Origin of the sequence: Streptomyces sp. NPDC005266, assembly GCF_040607655.1 — a bacterium.
GTDB lineage: Bacteria > Actinomycetota > Actinomycetes > Streptomycetales > Streptomycetaceae > Streptomyces.
On record NZ_JBEXHC010000018.1, the window covers coordinates 20,908 to 38,229 of the forward strand.

10 protein-coding genes and 2 pseudogenes are annotated in these 17,322 nt (G+C 70.9%); 6 read left to right on the forward strand and 6 right to left on the reverse strand.

Annotated features, from left to right (window positions below; genetic code table 11):
* Window positions 1–773: 773 nt before the first annotated feature.
* A pseudogene (locus ABZU99_RS26150) lies at window positions 774–1,714 on the reverse strand (alpha/beta hydrolase).
* Window positions 1,715–1,998: 284 nt separating this feature from the next.
* On the opposite strand from ABZU99_RS26150, the gene ABZU99_RS26155 reads away from it, so the two are divergent.
* Entirely contained in the window at window positions 1,999–5,145 is a 3,147-nt protein-coding gene (locus tag ABZU99_RS26155; RefSeq protein ID WP_356050444.1) for an amidohydrolase family protein, read from the forward strand.
* A 77-nt stretch (window positions 5,146–5,222) separates the two neighbouring features.
* On the opposite strand, the gene ABZU99_RS26160 is transcribed toward ABZU99_RS26155, so the two are convergent.
* Together ABZU99_RS26160 and ABZU99_RS26165 are read right to left on the reverse strand one after the other, a co-directional pair.
* Entirely contained in the window at window positions 5,223–5,888 is a 666-nt protein-coding gene (locus tag ABZU99_RS26160) for a DUF5701 family protein (RefSeq protein ID WP_355955098.1), read from the reverse strand.
* A 47-nt stretch (window positions 5,889–5,935) separates the two neighbouring features.
* The gene (locus tag ABZU99_RS26165; protein ID WP_356050441.1) at window positions 5,936–6,886 is read right to left on the reverse strand and encodes an alpha/beta hydrolase; all 951 of its coding nucleotides are present in this window, start codon (window positions 6,884–6,886) and stop codon (window positions 5,936–5,938) included.
* Window positions 6,887–7,147: 261 nt separating this feature from the next.
* Here ABZU99_RS26165 and ABZU99_RS26170 point away from each other — a divergent pair, with 261 nt between their 5' ends.
* Window positions 7,148–7,816 carry a TetR/AcrR family transcriptional regulator gene (locus tag ABZU99_RS26170; protein ID WP_355955110.1) on the forward strand — a complete coding sequence of 223 codons (669 nt, stop codon included), beginning with the start codon at window positions 7,148–7,150 and terminating at the stop codon, window positions 7,814–7,816.
* Here the strand turns inward: ABZU99_RS26170 and ABZU99_RS26175 are convergent.
* From ABZU99_RS26175 to ABZU99_RS26185, 3 genes and pseudogenes are all read right to left on the reverse strand, one after another.
* Window positions 7,788–8,286, reverse strand: a pseudogene (locus tag ABZU99_RS26175) (helical backbone metal receptor); the annotation flags it as partial. The gene ABZU99_RS26170 and the pseudogene ABZU99_RS26175 sit on opposite strands and share 29 nt — an antisense overlap.
* A gap of 347 nt (window positions 8,287–8,633) precedes the next feature.
* Window positions 8,634–11,252, reverse strand: a complete 2,619-nt coding sequence (locus ABZU99_RS26180; RefSeq protein ID WP_356050442.1) for an ABC transporter permease/substrate binding protein — start codon at window positions 11,250–11,252, stop codon at window positions 8,634–8,636.
* On the reverse strand, window positions 11,245–12,393 hold the full coding sequence (locus tag ABZU99_RS26185) for a glycine betaine/L-proline ABC transporter ATP-binding protein (protein WP_355955106.1): 1,149 nt from the start codon (window positions 12,391–12,393) through the stop codon (window positions 11,245–11,247). The genes ABZU99_RS26180 and ABZU99_RS26185 overlap by 8 nt, the downstream gene beginning before the upstream one ends.
* Before the next feature lie 223 nt (window positions 12,394–12,616).
* Here ABZU99_RS26185 and ABZU99_RS26190 point away from each other — a divergent pair, with 223 nt between their 5' ends.
* The 4 genes from ABZU99_RS26190 to ABZU99_RS26205 all read left to right on the forward strand — a co-directional run bounded on the left by ABZU99_RS26190 (window position 12,617) and on the right by ABZU99_RS26205 (window position 17,318).
* Window positions 12,617–13,528 carry a 5'-3' exonuclease gene (locus tag ABZU99_RS26190; RefSeq protein WP_355955112.1) on the forward strand — a complete coding sequence of 304 codons (912 nt, stop codon included), beginning with the start codon at window positions 12,617–12,619 and terminating at the stop codon, window positions 13,526–13,528.
* A 47-nt stretch (window positions 13,529–13,575) separates the two neighbouring features.
* Window positions 13,576–14,454: a siderophore-interacting protein gene (locus ABZU99_RS26195; RefSeq protein ID WP_356050443.1), complete on the forward strand. Its 879-nt coding sequence runs from the start codon at window positions 13,576–13,578 to the stop codon at window positions 14,452–14,454.
* 397 nt (window positions 14,455–14,851) lie between these two features.
* A complete protein-coding gene (locus ABZU99_RS26200; RefSeq protein WP_356050056.1) occupies window positions 14,852–15,643 on the forward strand; it encodes an IPT/TIG domain-containing protein in 792 nt (263 codons plus the stop codon).
* Window positions 15,644–15,806: 163 nt separating this feature from the next.
* Window positions 15,807–17,318, forward strand: a complete 1,512-nt coding sequence (locus ABZU99_RS26205; protein ID WP_356050058.1) for an IPT/TIG domain-containing protein — start codon at window positions 15,807–15,809, stop codon at window positions 17,316–17,318.
* Window positions 17,319–17,322: the final 4 nt, after the last annotated feature.

A 17,322-nucleotide genomic window follows, 5' to 3' on the forward strand; every position in this document is an offset into this window, starting at 1 on the left:
TTCGGCTTGGGCTTCGCCCTTGCCGACCGCGCACGAGAACAATACCGCACTTCAGGGGGTGGCCGCCGCCACCCCGAGGTGGGCTCGGGGGATCACTCTGAGTGTAGGGGTTGTGGCGGTTCGTCGCCGAGGGGGCTTCCGCTCGTATGACTCGCTGCTCGGCCACCATCCTGAGCGGGCGCTGGCGCCGGGTGCCGAGATCGACACTGGCTCACTCGGGCGCGGGCCGCCGCCGGCCGTCGGGGCGGCGCTGGGGTTGCGGACTCGGGGCTCCCCCGGGCCGGGGGTACGGGTGGCGACCAGGGGCGTCGAATGGGCGACGGCAGCGACCGCGAGGTGGTCGCCTACGCGGGTCCGTCGGGCTGGAGCGGCTGCGCGCGCTCGCGACGACAACGCCGGGCGTCGTCGTCGCCCGAGTGAGGTTGAATGGCCCTGATTTGTTCGCTGTGAGCGGATTCTTCGGCGTGAACACTGGGTGAGCGCTTCGCCTCTCTGACGTCGCGCGAACTGGGCCGTCCGGCGGCGGGTGTCGTGCTCGCCGAGCCGTATCTCGCGCGCACCTCCACCGCCCGCCGCCAACGACACGCTCGCCGATCCCCCACCACCAGGCGCCGGGGCGGACGCCGCGCCGGGGGAGCCATGGGGTGAGGCCGCGGATGCGCGGCTGGGCGTGCGAGCCTCGGCCGGATCGGCGGGGGTGCGCGGCGGAGGCAGGACGGCCTCCGCCGCGCACCCCGGGGACCCCTTCGGCTGCCGTCCCTGGCCCGGTGGGTTCAGAGGCGTTTCTCCAGCCAGGCAGCAGGTCCTCCTGGACCTCGTCCCGGTTCGTCTCGTTGAGGATCTCGTGCCGGGCCCCGTCGTACCCCCTCCAGGTGAGCTCCTGGGTGCCGATGTAGCGGAAGTCCTCGAGGAGTTCGTAGACGAGCGTCATCCGCTGGTTGCACGGGTCCTCGGTGCCCACGGCCACATGCACCGGGAGGGCGGCCGGGATGCGGGCCTGCTCGTGTGGGTCGTTGATCTTGCGGACGGCGCGCACCCAGTCCAGCGCCAGACCGGCGCTGAAGGGGAAGCCGCACCGCTCGTCGGCCGCGTAGGCGGCCACCTCGGCCGGGTCCCGGGAGAGCCATTCGAAGCCCGTCCGGAACTCGTACGGGTCGTTGAACGAGGCGAAGAGCGTCGGGATGAAGGGGGACAGGGCCGTACGGCCCCCTTTCTCGATCTCCAGTCCGATGCGCGCCATCGCCTCCTCGGTCTCGGCGCCCGGCAGTGAGCGGAAGGTCCCGGAGAGGATCAGGCCGGCCAGCTCCGCGCCGTACTCCTGGGCACAGTCGCGGGCCAGCATGGAGCCCATGCTGTGACCGAGCAGGACCAGCGGGAGCCCGGGGTGGTCGGCACGCGCACGGGCGCCGACGGCCCGCAGGTCCGTGACGATCGCCCGCCAGGCGTCACCCTCCTCCCCCACGATGCCGAGACCGCCGGTGGACGCGGCGGTGGCGCCGTGGCCCCGGTGGTCCGAGGCGACCACGGCGTAGCCGTGCCCGGCGAGGAAGCGGGCGAACCGGTCGTAGCGCTGGGCGTGTTCGGCGGCGCCATGGGCGATCTGCACGATCGCGCGTGGACTGCCGCCCTCCGGCAGCCAGGTGTACGTCGCGACGGGCACGCCGTCCGGGGTGGGCAGATGGTCGGTGCGGAAGGTGATGCCGTCTGCTGGCATGCCGTCTTGCCTCCTGGAGTGATCGGGGCGATGGGATGCGCGGCATCCCACTCTCCCTTTGCCCGTCGCGCAGGCCAAGGCCGCCGACAAGGCGGTGTTGACCCCCGACCCAAGGGGTGTGTAACGATCAAGCGCTTGGCGTATCGCTTGTGAACTCCCGAATCATGCAGCCCTCGTGTTCCGGAGGACCGTTGGACGCTCTTGAAGCCCCAGACGCCCCAGACGCCCCAGACGCCCCAGACGCATTAGACACTCCGACCTCCGCCCTCTCCCGGCGTCGCCTTCTGCAGGCCGCCGCCGCTACCACCGCCGTCACCGCGCTGCCCTCGGAGGCGGTCGCCGCCACCGGGACGCGGGCCCAGGTGGCCCGGCGCGGCTCGCTCTCCTTCACCGGTGCCACCAACGGCGCCGCCACGCTCTCCCCCTCCGGCGACCGTCTGATCGCCGAGGTCCAGAACGTGCTGTGGTCGGTCGCCCGCAAGGGCGGCGAGGCGGTTCAGCTCACCCCGCCCGATCTCGAGCCCACCCGGCCGGTCTTCTCCCCCGACGGTGAACTGCTGGCCATATGCGCCTACCGGGGCGGCGGCTTCCATCTGTGGACGCTGCGCCCCGACGGCTCGGAACTGCGCCAGCGCACGGACGGTCCATGGGACGACCGCGGTCCGGCCTGGTCGCCCGACGGCACCCGGCTCGCCTTCGCCTCCGAGCGCGGGGGCGATCCCGTGGCGGGCAGCCCGTACCGGGTGTGGGTGCTGGAGGTGGCGACCGGGGAGCTCACCCGGCTCACCGGTCTGCCCGGCCAGGACGGACCGCTCCAGGACGGTGCCTGGGAGGACTTCGACCCGGCCTGGTCGCCGGACGGCGAGCGGGTGCTGTTTGTGCGCGGCGCGCCCGCCGGGACCGCGCTGGACGCCCGTACGGTGGCCTCCGTACGGGCCGACGGCAGCGGACCGGTGAAGGTTGAGCACACCGAGGCGACCGCGGGCACCGCGGTGATGACGCCCTCGCTGTCGCCGGGCGGCCGGCTCGCCTATCTGCGGACAACCGCCGCCCCCGCCGCCACGTGCACGCTGGTCGTGGACGGTGAGGCTGTCGGCCTGAAGGGCGATGTTCAGCCGGTACCGCCCCGCTGGACGTCACGGGAGGAGCTGTTGCTGACGGTCGACGGGCGGTTCCGGGTGGTGCGCCCGGAGGCGCCCGGCGCGGGCGAGGAGATCCCGTTCTCGGCCACCCTGCCGGTCGACCGGCCCCGGTACCGCGTCAAGCGGTACGACTTCGACGGTGCCGGGGTGCGGCCGGTGCGCGGGCTGCATCTGCCCGCGCTGTCGCCCGACGGCCATAAGGTGGCCTTCGCGGCCCTCAACTCGCTCTGGGTCGCGGATGTCTCCGGCGGCCGGGCCCCGCGCCGGGTCGTACGGGCCGCCCCTACCCGGTATCTGCTGGCGCCCACCTGGACGTCCGACGGACGCGGTCTGGTGTACGCGGACGACCGGGACGGGCTGCTCGCCGTGCACCGCCGGGACCTCGCCTCGGGCGAGGAGACCGTGCTGGCCTCCGGCGGCCGGGTGCATCCCGCGCTGTCCCCGGACGGCACACGGCTCGCCTGTATCGACATGTCGGGAAACCTGGTCGTACGCGATCTGGGCGCCGGTACGGAGCGGGTGCTGGCCGCGCCGCTGGGTGCCGGCGGGTTGCCCGGCCGGCCGAGCTGGTCGCCCGATGGCCGCCATATCGCGCTGTGTGACCGCAATCGGCTGAATCAGCGGTTCCGCGAGGGCTACAACCTGATCCGGGTGGTCGACGCGAGCAGCGGCGCGGCGAGGCTGCACGCCGTGGCGGAGCACACCTGCGTCTCGGACCGCTATGACTCGGGCCCCGTCTGGTCCCCCGATGGCCGCCATATGGCGCTCATCGCCGAGTCGGCGCTGTGGTTGCTGCCGGTCGGGGCGGACGGCACCCCCGACGGCGCGCCGCGCCGGCTGACCGACGAGCCCGCCGACCATCCCTCCTGGTCCGGGGACTCCCGCAGCCTCCTGTATCTGTCGGCGGGTCGGCTGCGGCTGCTGGACGTTGAGCGCGGCAGCGCCCGTACGGTGCGCGTCCCGCTCGATCACCGGCGGCCGCGGCCCGCCGACACCGTCGTCCACGCGGGGCGGTTCTGGGCCGGCGGCGACAGTAGTACGGTCCGCGAGGACGTCGACATCCTGGTGCGCGGGGGCCGTATAACCGCCGTAGAGTCACACCGCGCCGGGCGGCCCGCCAAGCGCCGTGTCGACGCCTCCGCCCGCACCGTGATCCCCGGGCTGTGGGACGCGCACACCCACCCCTGGCAGTCCACCTACGGCGGCCGTCAGACCACCCTGCAGCTCGCCTACGGCATAACGACCGCGGTTTCCCTCGGCGGATTCGCGTACGAGCAGGCCCGGCTGCGGGAGGCCGTCGCGGCGGGGGCCCTGGCCGGGCCGCGGCTGCTGGCCACCGGAGAGCTGCTGGACGGGCCGCGCGTCGCGTACAGCATGGGCCGGGCGCACCGCACCCGGGACGGGCTGCGCCGCTCCCTTGCGCGCGGTGCCGGGCTCGACTGGGACTTCGTCAAGACGTATGTGCGCGCGCCGGGGTGGGTCATGGAGGAGGCGGCCCGCTTCGCGCACGACCGGCTGGGCGTGCGGACCGGCAGCCATCTGTGCTCACCGGGCATCCAGCTCGGGCAGGACCTGACGACCCATCTGCAGGCCACCCAGCGGCTGGAGTACGGGCACGGCACGACGGCCACCGGCCGCTCCTACAGGGACGTCACGGAGATCTATACGGCGACCTCGGACTTCCGGCTCATCGCCACGCCGTTCACGGCGGCGCCCCTGGTCGGCGCGGACCCCTCGCTGGCCGAGGACGAGCGGGTCACCCGGCTGATGCCGCCATGGGACACCGCCCTGGTACATCAGCTCGCCGGGGCGCCCCCGACGCCCGCCCAGCTGACCACGCTGCGCACCGAGATCGGCGTCTACCAGCGGATCCTGGCCGCAGGCGGCGTGGTCGCCCTCGGCACGGACCAGCCGCTGGTCCCGGTGGGGCTGCATCTGCACATGAGCCTGCGCGCGCTGCACCGGTACGGGCTCTCGCCGGCGGAGGCGCTGCGCACGGCGACCGTATTGCCGGCGCGGACCTTCGGAGCCGAACGCGATCTGGGCACCTTGGAGGTCGGCAAGCTGGCGGATCTGACGGTCGTGGACGGCGACCCGTTCACGGACTTCGACTCGCTGGTGAGGACGGTCTCGGTGCTGCGGGGCGGCGTGCCGTACGAGCAGCGCGCACTGGTCGAGTCTTTCCCGGAGCCGGCGGGCGCCGCGGTGGCGCGCGGGAGGTCGGCGGACCACTGGCTGGAGGTGGGGCGGCACTTGCGGCGGGACACGTGCTGCGCGGTAGAGGTCTGAGGTAGCTGCGCGGTGGAGCTCTGAGGTGAAGGTGCGGATGCGGGGGTCGTCCCCCGCACCCGCACCTTTTCCGGGTCTCAGGGGATGGCCGCGGCCCGCGCCCCCGCCGAGGCCATGCCGAGCCAGGTGTGCGGGTTGCCCTCCCAGCACCAGCCGAGTTTCGGCGCCTTCTGGCTGATCCAGATCGCCGGGACCCGGCGGTCACCGCATCGTGAGCCGCCCAGGGAGAAGCACTTGTTCTTGACCAGCACCTGCGGGAAGTGGGTGATGAGCGCGATCCCTTCCTCGATGGTGAGAAGGGTGCGGCGCCGCTCGGCGATCACGTTCATGGCGTCATGGGGTACGGCGCCGCAGAATTCCTCCCCCCGGTCGACGTCGAACAGCAGGTAGGCGTCCGGGCCCGGGAGTCCGGTCTCCTTGGTGGCGACGAACCGTTCGAGGGAGCCGGGCTCGAAGGAGCGGTCGACGAAACCGGGCAGCCGCCCGGCTTGCAGGGCGGTGCGCGCCATCGTCTCCTCCATCGGCGCCGCGTTCCGGGTGACGACCAGCACGAACGGCACACGGCCGGCCTCGGGATCGCACCGGCTGTCCGCGGCTGCCACGGCGCGGGCGCGCAGCGGGGCGACCAGGGCGCCGAACCGCTCCGGGCCCAGGCCTGACATCGCCGGATATCCGAGGTCGGTCAGGTGACGGACCTGGCGGTCGAACGCGGCTTCCGGGTCGAAGGTGGTGGCTGGGGCCAAGGCGGTTCCTCTCGTCGTGTTCGGTTCGGGAGCGGGTTCAGGAGCGGTCACCGGAGCACCTCGATCCTGGCCAGGGAGCCGGTTCCCAGAGCGCACCACAGCGCGCAGTCGTGCTGGACGATGCCGTGCGGTTCGCTGTCGGAGCGGGGCAGGTCGTACGTCGTGATCCGGCCATCGGTGGTGATGCGTCCGACCCCGCCGCGGCCCCATTCGGTGAACGACAGGGCCCCGTCGGGGCCGTGCGCCAGCGCATAGCGTCCCGCGTCCGGATCGCTGACGGTGAACTCGCGGACCGGGTCGGCGAGCCACCGGCCGATCCGGTCGAGCAGCACCTCACCGCGCTCGGAGAGGTGGAAGGCGTGCGGCATGTCCTCGTACTCCTCCAGCCGCACGCTCACCCCGGCGGCGTCGGCCGCCTCGGCGAAGCGGCGGGCGTCGTCCAGGAGCATCTCGTCCGTGCCGACGGCGATCAGCAGCGGCGGCAGCCCGCGCAGCTCCCCGTACAGCGGCGACTGCGGCGCCTCCTGGGCGTCCGCGCCGGCCAGGTACCGGTCGGCGATGGAGCCGAGAACGGCATGGCTCAGCACATCCTTGCCGTCGTCGGCGGACAGCGACGCACCCGTGAGGGCGAAGTCGGTGATGGGCGAGACCGCGACCGCGGCACCGGGTCGCGGACCGCCGGCCCGTGCGATCTCCAGGAGGGCGGACAGCACCAGGGTGGCGCCGGCCGACTCGCCGACGAGGACGATCTGCGAGGCGGGGACACCCTCGTCCAGCACGCCTCGCCAGGCGGCCAGCACATCCTCGAGGGCCGCGGGGCAGGGGTGGGTGGGCGCGAGCCGGTAGTCCACCCGCAGGGCGGGCCGGCCGGTCGCCTTCGACAGCCGATAGGCCATCAGGCGCTCGGCCTCGGGCATGGTGTCGGTGAATCCGCCGCCGTGCACATAGATCACCGCGCCGCCCCGGGCGCCGGGCGCGCGGACCCGGTCGCCCCGCACCTCGGCGTCGGCAGGGAGCGGGGCGGCGATCAGCGCGGCGCCCCGGCCGCGCGCCGCATCGGTCCCCCGGGTGCCGCGGGAACAGCAGTGACGTATCGCAACAGTCCTCCGTCGTACATGGTCTGGGCAGGGGGCGCGGCCGCAACTTCCCCGAGACGAAATTTACAACGGGGGTAAACTTATGTTCTGCGCACTGACGGTGTCAACATAAAATTACTACGGATATAAGATTCGGCCATGGGTATCGAGTCGAGCACCACGATGGACACCGCGGCCACGGGTCTGCGCGAGGCCAAGAAGCGTGAGACGCGGCAGCTGATCTCCGACCGGGCGACCAGGCTCTTCATGGAGCAGGGCTTCGAGCGCACCACCATCGCCGAGATCGCCGACGCCGCCCGCGTCGCCAAGAAGACCGTGACCAACTACTTCCCGCGCAAGGAGGACCTGGCCCTGGACCACCAGGACGAGTTCGTCACCAGTCTGGCCCGCACCGTCGCCGCCCGGGAACCCGGCGAGTCCGCCCTCGCGGCGCTGCGCCGAGCCTTTCTGTCCGCCGTCGCCGCCCAGGATCCCGTCGCGGGTTTCGCCGGGCCGGAATTCAGCCGCATGATCGTGGAGAGCCCCACCCTCTCGGCCTGTCTGCGCGGTCTGCACGACCAGCGCGAGGACGCCCTGGCCGCCGCTCTCGCCGAGGCCACCGGTGCCTCCCCCGATGACATCACCCCGCGCACGGCCGCGTCCCTGCTCGGCGGGGTGCACCGGGTCCTGTTCCGCCGGATCCAGGACCTCACGCTCGCGGGACGCGCCAACCCGGAGATCGCCGCACTCCTCGAGGACCAGGCCACCCGGGCGTTCGCCCTGCTCGAACCGGCCCTCGCCGACTACGCCCGGGCCCAGGGCGTCAGCGCGCCGCCGACAGCGCGGCCGTGAGGACGGCGGGCGCCTCGGCCAGCGAGGGCCCGTACCAGGTGAGATGCCGGCCACTGACGAGTGCGGCGGGAAGGCCCGGGAACGCCTCCGGCCCGTCGTCGGCCGCGAAGCGGTACGGCTCGTCCGGCAGCACGACCAGCTCCGCGCCCTGGGCCGTCAACTCGTCGATGGGGATACGGGGGTAGCGCTCGGCATGCTCCCGGTAGAGCTGGTGGACGCCCAGCCGGGCCAGGACGTCGCCGGCGAAGGTGTCCCGGCCCAAGCACCGTCCACGGCCGCCGGCAGACCGGTACGACGGCGCGCCGGGCCCGGCCGGTGGCCCGTACGCCGGCCCAGGCGGCCTCGGCCTCGTCCAGCCAGCCGGGCCGGGCCAGCCCGCAGCCGTGCACCAGGACCCGCTCCAGCCCGGTGAACGCCTGCTCCAGCATCCGTACTTCGGTCACCATCACCTCAAGACCGGCCACGCGCAGCACGAGGCGGCGCGAAGGCATCGGGGCGCCCGAGATCAGGAGGGGCTGCGGATTGTTCGGAAGAGGAAGTAACCACGGCCCGCGCACCGGGCGCTCCGATGCGTGCGCGCGCCTCCCGAGATCAGAGTCGACGACGGTACGTATGCCACTCCGCGCAGGGCGGAGTGGCTCAGGAATCGAACCCGAATCGACCGAAGTAACCGTAACCGTCGTCTTCGCACCGGGAGGTGCGTTCACGGGCACGGCAGTAAGGGGCGCCCGGAACGGTCGTCATCCGAATTGAACGGCCGCGGCCCGGAGCGGATGCTCCGGGCCGCGGCGCGTCAGCGGTTGTCCACCGGGTGGTGTCAGGGAGCCACCGGCGCCATCTTGTCGACGATGCCGGGGTGAGCGTCCATCCACTTCTGGACGCCCTTCTCCTCATTGCCCTTGCCGGCGTCCTGGATGGAGGCCTCAAGGCTCGCGAGGTCCTTCTCGCTCATGTGCCACTTCTTCAGCCACCCGTTGAACTCCGGGTACTTCTTCGGGAAGGACTTGTTGGCGAGCGAGTGGAGCTGGTTGCTGTCCCCGAATGCCTTCTTCGGGTCCGCGAGCTTGGTGAGCTTGTACTTGTTGTACGCCCAGTGCGGGGACCACAGGACGACGGCGACCGGCTCCTTCTTGGCGTACGAGCGCTGGAGCTGGGCGAGCATCGCCGGGGAGGAGCCGTCGGAGACCTTGTACTCCTTGTCCAGGCCGTACTGCTTGAGGACCTGGCCCTTGAGCAGCTTCATCTCGCCGGTGCCCGGCTCGATGCCGACGATCTTGCCCTTGAAGGTGTCGGCCTTCCCCTTGAGGTCCGCCAGGGACTTCACGTCCTTGACGTAGGAAGGCACCGCGATCTCGAGGGAGGTCTTGTCGTACCACGCCCCGACGTCGACGAGATTCTTCTTGTAGCGGTCCCAGTACTGCTTCTGCGCGACCGGCAGCCAGCCGTCGAATTCGACGTCGACCTGCCCGGTGCTCATGCCGGTGAACATCGAGCCGACGTCGTACTGCTTGATCTCCGGCTTGTAGCCGCGCCGCTCCAGGACGTTCTTCCACAGATAGGTGGTGGCGATGTCCTCGTCCCACGGGAAGTAGCCGATCTTCGGCGCGGCGCCGGCGTCCTTGCCCTTCTGCTCGGCGCCCGGCACCGGGGCGAGCTTGTTGAGCGTGCCGGGGTTCTTCTTCAGCCAGGCGCGCACGCCCTGCTGCTCCTTGCCCTTGCCCGCGTCCTGGATCGCCGACTCCAGGCTGGTGAGCTGCTTCTCGCTCAGCTTGAAGTCCTTCATCCACTTCGCGATCTGCGGGTTCTTCTTCGCGAAGCCCTTGCGCGCGATCGTATCGAGGTGGTCGCCCTTGCCGAAGGCGCCCTTGGGGTCCTTGAGCTTGGTGAGCTTGTACTTGTCGTACGCCCAGTGCGGGGACCACAGGGTGACGGCGATCGGCTCCTTCTTGGCGTAGGAGCGGTCCAGCTGCGAGAGCATGGCGGCGGTGGAGCCCTTGAGCAGGGAGTAGTCCTTGTCCAGGCCGTAGCCCGGCATGACCTTGTCCTGCATCAGCTTCATCTCACCGGCGCCGGGCTCAATGCCGATGATCTTCTTCTTGAAGGTGGAGGACTTCTTCCTCAGGTCGTCAAGGGTCTTCACACCCTTGACGTACGAGGGCACGGCGACCTCCAGCGAGGTCTTGTCGTACCAGGAGCCGAGGTTCTCCAGCTTGTTCTTGTACTTCGACCAGTACGGGGCGTGGGTGGCCGGCAGCCAGGCGTCGGTCTGCATGTCGACGTTGCCGGCGGCCAGGCCGGTCCACAGCGCGCCGACATCGTACGACTGCACCTTCGGCTTGAAGCCGCGCTGCTCCAGGAGCTCCTTCCACAGGAAGGTGGAGGCGACGCCCTCGTCCCAGTTGATGTAGCCGAGGTTGACCGACTGGCCCTTGCCGACGTTGGCGGAGACCTTGGGGCCGCTCTCGCCGCCGCCGAACATGCTCATGCCGCCGGCGACCAGTGCCAGGACGACGACGCCGACCATGGCGACGGAGGTCGCGGGCTTCCAGTGGAGCACCTTGAGGCCGCTGACCGCCTTGGCCTTCTCCTTGGCCAGCGCGCGGCGGGCGAGCGGGGACACGCGCTGGTTGAGCGCGCTCGTCATCCGGTCCAGGTACATGGCCAGGATGACCACCGCGATACCGCCCTCGAAGCCCATCGCGACATCGACGGAGCTGATTGCCTGGAAGACGGTGGAGCCGAGTCCCTCGGCGCCGACCATGCCGGCGATGACGACCATGGACAGCGCCAGCATGATCACCTGGTTGACGCCCGCCATGATGGTGGGCAGGGCGAGCGGGAGCTGGACGCGCAGCAGGGTACGGCGCGGATGGGTGCCGAAGGCATCGGCCGCCTCGACCAGCTCCGCATCCACCTGGCGGATGCCCAGTTCCGTCATGCGGACGCCCGGGGGCATCGAGAAGATGACGGTCGCGACGACACCGGGGACCACCCCGAGGCCGAAGAAGAAGATGCCGGGGATCAAGTAGACGAAGGCGGGCATCGTCTGCATGAAGTCCAGCACCGGGCGGATCAGCGCGCTCACGGCGCGGTTACGGGACGCCCAGATGCCCAGCGGCACCGCGAACACGATGGTGATCACACCGGCGACCAGCACCAGCGCGAGGGTGTTCATCGCCTCGCCCCAGAGCTGGATCGAGTCGATGAGCGCGAATCCCGCGAAGGCGAGGACAGCGGGCAGCAGCCCGCGCAGCCACCAGGCGAGCACCGCGAGGATGCCCGCGAGCAGCAGCGGCTCGGGGGCGCTGAGCACGGAGTTCAGCGCGTCGTACATGCCCTGCACGACGGAGGAGATGAAGTCGAAGAGCCAGCTCAGATTGTCTCGGAGCCAGTTGACGCCGGAATTGATCCAGTCGCCGAGCTGAAGCCTAGGCACCGGTGATCACCTTCTTCGCGGACTCGGGCGCGTCCGGTTCGCCGGGGCCCGTCGGCGTCGCGCCGTCGGGTCCGGTGTCCGGCTCGCCGAGGACTGCGAGCAGCCGGGCGCGCGAGACGACACCGGCGAGCTCGCCGTCGTCGTCGGTCACCGCGACCGCGACCCCGCTGCGCGAGCAGGGCGCGAACAGCTCGATGACCGGAGTGCCGGTGGTGACGGTGGCGGGGGCGGCGTCCAGCACGTCCTGCTCGGTGCGGAGCGTCGCGCCGTCGTCGGTGGTGGTCCCCAGCACCTCGGCGGGCTCACTCATGATCGCGCCGGCGGTGAGCACCCGGCTGCGGTCGACGTCCTGGGTGAAGGAGGCGACGTAGTCATTGGCCGGGGTGACCAGGATGTCCTCGGCGGTGCCGATCTGGACGATCCGGCCGTCGCGCATGACGGCGATACGGTCGCCGAGCCGCATGGCCTCGTTCAGGTCGTGGGTGATGAAGACGATGGTCTTCTTGAGCCGCTTCTGCAGCGTGAGCAGCTGGTCCTGCATATCGCGGCGGATCAGCGGGTCGAGCGCGCTGAAGGACTCGTCCATCAGCAGCATGTCGGCGTCGGTGGCCAGCGCGCGGGCGAGGCCGACACGCTGCTGCATACCGCCGGAGAGCTCGTCCGGCCAGGACTTCTCCCAGCCATCCAGGCCCACCATCTCCAGGGCCTCGGCGGCGCGCCTGTCCCGTTCGTCACGCGGCAGGCCCTGCACCTCCAGGCCGTAGGCGGCGTTCTCCAGGACGCTGCGGTGCGGGAAGAGGGCGAAGTGCTGGAAGACCATGCTGATCTTGTGGGAGCGCACCCCGCGCAGGTCGCGAGGGCTGAGCGCGGTCAGGTCGTCGTCGTCGAAGAGCACGCGTCCCGCGGTCGGCTCCAGCAGCCCGTTCAGCATCCGCAGCAGGGTGGACTTGCCGGATCCGGACAGACCCATGACGACGAAGATCTCGCCCGCCTCGACGTCGAAGGAGGCATCAATGACCGCCGCTGTCGTACCGTCCGCCCGCAGCTCTTCACGGTCCGTGCCCGCTTCGAGCCTGGCCACCGCCTCATCGGGTCGTCTACCGAACACCTTGTACAGATGTTCAGCTCGCAGTTTGGACACACACACCTCTCAAATCGCACCAAAACGACCCGCCACCCCCGCCGGCGGGTCGCGGAGCGGCGTGGCATTGGACCGCGCGCCCGATGCAATCACTGCACGGGTTCGCTCCGGCGGCGCACCTGCCCCCATCCGTTTGGCTCAAACCGAACCGTGATCCAGCTCACATTCTCCCTGCCTGGGTGTCAGTGGCGTGCGGCATCATCGAGGCGTGACGCGACGCCTGATGCTTCTCGATACCGCTTCCCTCTACTTCCGAGCCTATTTCGGCGTGCCGGATTCGGTCCGGGCTCCCGACGGTACTCCGGTGAACGCCGTGCGCGGGCTGCTCGACTTCATCGCCCGGCTCGTCCAAGACCACCGGCCCGACGACCTCGTGGCCTGCATGGACTTCGACTGGCGCCCCTCCTGGCGGGTCGAGCTGATCCCCACGTACAAGGCGCACCGGGTCGCCGAGGAGGCCCCCGAGGGGGCCGGGGTGGACCAGGAGGAGGTGCCGGACACCCTCTCCCCGCAGGTTCCGGTGATCGACGAGGTGCTCGACGCGATCGGCATCGCCCGGGTGGGGGCCGAGGGCTATGAGGCCGACGACGTGATCGGCACGCTGGCGGGCCGCGCCACTGGCCCGGTCGACATCGTCACCGGCGACCGCGACCTCTTCCAGCTGGTCGACGACAAGCGTGAGGCGCGAGTGCTCTACCCGGTGAAGGGCGTGGGCACGCTGCGGCTGTTCGACGAGGCGGCGCTGCGCGAGAAGTACGGAGTGGACGGCCGGGGGTACGCGGATCTGGCACTGCTGCGCGGCGACCCGAGCGATGGGCTGCCCGGGGTGCCGGGGATCGGCGAGAAGACGGCCGCCAAGCTGCTGGCCGCCCATGGCGAGCTCGCCGGAATCATGGCCGCCGTGGATGACCCGGCCGCCAAGCTGACCCCCTCGCAGCGCAAGCGCCTCGACGAGGCGCGGGCGTATGTCGCCGTCGCCCCGAAGGTCGTCAAGGTCGCCTCCGACGTCCCGCTGCCCGCCTTCGACCCGGCGCTGCCGCGGGTGCCGCACGACCCCGCCGCGGTGGACGCGCTGGCGGAGCGCTGGGGACTGGGTGGATCTTTGCGTCGGCTTCTCTCCACTCTCCAGGAGTGAGCTGTTAGGTTAGGTAATCCTAACTGTCGTTGATCAGGGAGGCCGTCATGGCGGACCGTCCGGCCCGGAAGACACCGAAGCCCCACCGGGCCCAGGTGGTACGCACCGACCGGCTCACCCCGCATATGGTGCGGGTCGTCCTGGGCGGGGACGGCCTCGCCGGCTTCACCCCGGGCGAGTGGACCGACCGCTACATCAAGCTGCTCTTCCCGGCCGCGGGCGTCAGCTACCCCGAGCCCTTCGACATCGAGCGGATCCGGGCCGACTTCCCGCGCGAGCAGTGGCCGGTGACCCGTACGTACACGGTGCGCGCCTGGGACCCGGCGGTCCGCGAGCTGACCGTGGACTTCGTGACCCATGGCGACGAGGGGCTGGCCGGGCCGTGGGCCGCGCGGGTCCAGCCGGGCGATGACGTCCACTTCCTGGGACCGGGCGGCGCGTACGCCCCGAGCGCGGACGCCGACTGGCATCTGCTCGCGGGCGACGAGAGCGCGCTGCCCGCGATCGCCGCCGCGCTGGAGCGACTCGCCGATGGCGCGCCCCGGACCGCCGGCGCCCCGGTACGGGCCTTCGTCGAGGTCGCGGGCCCGGATGAGGAACACAAGCTCACGGCGCCGGAGGGCGCCGAGATCACCTGGCTGCACCGGGGCGGCGCACCGGTCGGCGAGGTGCTGGTGGCGGCCGTCCGCGCGCTGGACTTCCCGCCCGGCCAGGTGCACGCCTTCGTCCACGGCGAGGCGGGCTTCGTGAAGGAGATCCGTCGCCATCTGCGTCTGGAGCGGGAGATTCCGCGCGCTTGGCTGTCGATTTCCGGCTACTGGCGGCGCGGCCACAACGAGGACGGCTGGCAGGCGTCGAAGCGGGAGTGGAACCAGCGGGTGGAGGCCGAGCAGGAAGGGGAGCGGCCGGAGGAGGCCGCGGCGTAGCGGGCGCGGCACAGGGTCGCACGCGGACCCACGGCGGGCGGACGGCGAGAGCCGTCCGCCCGCCGTTTCTCGTCGATGCCGCCGGCCGACCCGGGAGGGGCGCACTCCGGCGGAGAAATCCCCTATCACGGATTTAACCCTACTTTCATATGACTTCCTCAGTGCATCAATTGCACCTGCCGCACCCTTCACTCGATCGCTTTAATCAATTCAAGCGAGCTTGACGGCGCACCGTGGTGATCGCGCCGCGTCGCTTCCCATCGAATGGCCCGTCCCCCAGGTGCCGGCCCCGAGGCAACGGGTCTTCTCACCAAGTCGCCGCCTTCCGCCCGCGCGACGTGCCTTCCCGCGCCCCCAACGGTCTGCGGAGGAGTGGCATGACCGAAGGAGAAAGCTCATGGCAACCATCACCTCGTTGGTGGACACCACGACCACCACCAACCAAGGCAAACCCGGGGACACCGTTCAGATCAACGGCACGGCCCTGGCCACCACCACCCGTGTCAACTTCGGTTCGGCAACGGTCACCCCGACCGGCGTCACCGCCACCCAGGTCACCTTTGTCGTGCCCAACTCGGCCCCCTGTTCCGGCCAGGTCTCCGTCAGCGTGACCAGCAGCGCCGGCGCAACGAGCAACGCGCTGCCGTTCTTCGTCATCGCCACGCCGACGACCACGGGCCTGAGCGCCGTGTGCGTCCCGGCCGCCACCGGCGGTTCGGTCACGCTCTTCGGCACCAACTTCCTGACCGGGACGCAGGTCGGGGTGGGCACGGTCGGCAATGTCGCGGTCACTCCCACGCAGACCAACCAGGTCACCTTCACCGCACCGGCCAACCCGGGGCAGGTCCCCTGTGTGGCCACCCAGGCGGTCACCATCACCACCGCCGGCGGCACGAGCACCTCGGGCACCACCCTGGTCGACTACTACAAGGCCCCGGCCATCACCTCGGTGGCTCCCACCACGGGCACGGCGGGGGACACCGTCGTCATCAACGGAACCTGCTTCGTGGGCGTGGACACCGTCACGTTCACCGACAGCGCCGCCGCCACCGCCACCGCCGTCTTCACCGCCGTGGGCGACACCCAGCTCACCGCCATCGTGCCCGGCGGACTGGCCACCGGCGCCGGCACCATCACCGTCCACACCTGCGGTGGGAACTCCAACGCCCAGGCCTTCACCATCACCTGACCGTCGGCCACGACCGGGCACCGACGGCACAACCACACAGTCGCCCCCGTTCCGCGTGCGTGGCGCGGGCGAGCGGCGACGCCCTCAGCGCCCTGGCCGAGCACCGCCGGCCAGGGCGCGGCCGCCTGAGAGGCACCCGAGCGGCACGAGAAGGAGAAGAGCCATGGCCCCCGTAGTGACCAGCGTCAGCCCCGCCCAAGGTGCTCCTGCCGGGGGCACCTCCGTCACGATCACCGGCTCCGGCTTCACCGGTGCCACCGCGGTCAGGTTCGGCCCCAACCTGGCCACCAACGTGGTCGTCGTGAGCAATACTCAGATCACGGCCAAGACGCCCGCGGGGACCGGCACGGTCAATGTCACGGTCACGGGGTCGACGGGAACCAGCACCCAGAACGTGCCCTTCACTTACACCACGGTCGCCGCCCCCGTCCTCACCAGCCTCAGCCCCACCTCCGGCCCCACCGGCGGCGGCAATACGGTCACCATCAACGGCACCAACCTCACCAGCGCCACCTCGGTGAAGTTCGGACTCACCCCCGCCACCATCCTCACCAACACCCCCACCCAGATCACCGTCACCGCCCCCGCCGGCGCCGGCACCACCAACGTCACCGTCACCACACCCGGCGGCACCAGCAACGCCCTCCCCTACACCTACGTCGCCACCCCCGCACCCATGATCAACAGCCTCAGCCCATCCGCGGGGCCGACCTCCGGCGGCAATACGGTCACCATCAACGGCACCAACCTCACCAGCGCCACCTCGGTCAAGTTCGGACTCACCCCCGCCACCATCCTCACCAACACCCCCACCCAGATCACCGTCACCGCCCCCGCCGGCGCCGGCACCACCAACGTCACCGTCACCACACCCGGCGGCACCAGCAACGCCCTCCCCTACACCTACATCGCCACCCCCGCGCCCATGATCAGCAGCCTCAGCCCATCCGCGGGGCCGACCTCCGGCGGCAACACCGTCACCATCAACGGCACCAACCTCACCAGCGCCACCTCGGTCAAGTTCGGACTCACCCCCGCCACCATCCTCACCAACACCCCCACGCAGATCACCGCGACCGCGCCCGCCGGGCCGCCGTCCTCGGTCAATGTCACGGTCACCACGCCCGGCGGCACCAGCAATCCGCTGCCGTACTTCTATATCGCCGCTCCTACCGTCACCGATCTGTCACCGCATCTCGGCCCGGCCACCGGGGCCAACACGGTCACCATCTTCGGCTCGAATCTGACCCTCGCCAGCGCCGTCAGCTTCGGGGGCAATCCGGCCACCGCTATCAATGTGATCTCCGACAGCCAGCTGACCGTCACCGCCCCGGCCGGGTCCGGCACGGTCGTGGTCACCGTCACCACACCCGGCGGCACCAGCACGGCGGCGACCGGGAATCCCTACTACACCTATCTCGGCGCACCGGTCCTCACCAGCCTGAACCCGAGCCATGGCTCGGACACCGGCGGTGACTCGGTGGTCCTGAACGGCACCAATCTGACCTACACCGACGCGGTCACCTTCGGTGGCGTCCCGGCCTCCTTCGCGGCGATCTCGGACACCCAGGTCGTCGCGACATCCCCGCCCGGGGCGGCCGGGACGGTCAACGTGGTGGCCCATACCCCGGCCGGGAACAGCAACGCCCTCCCCTACACCTACGACCCGTCCTGAGTCG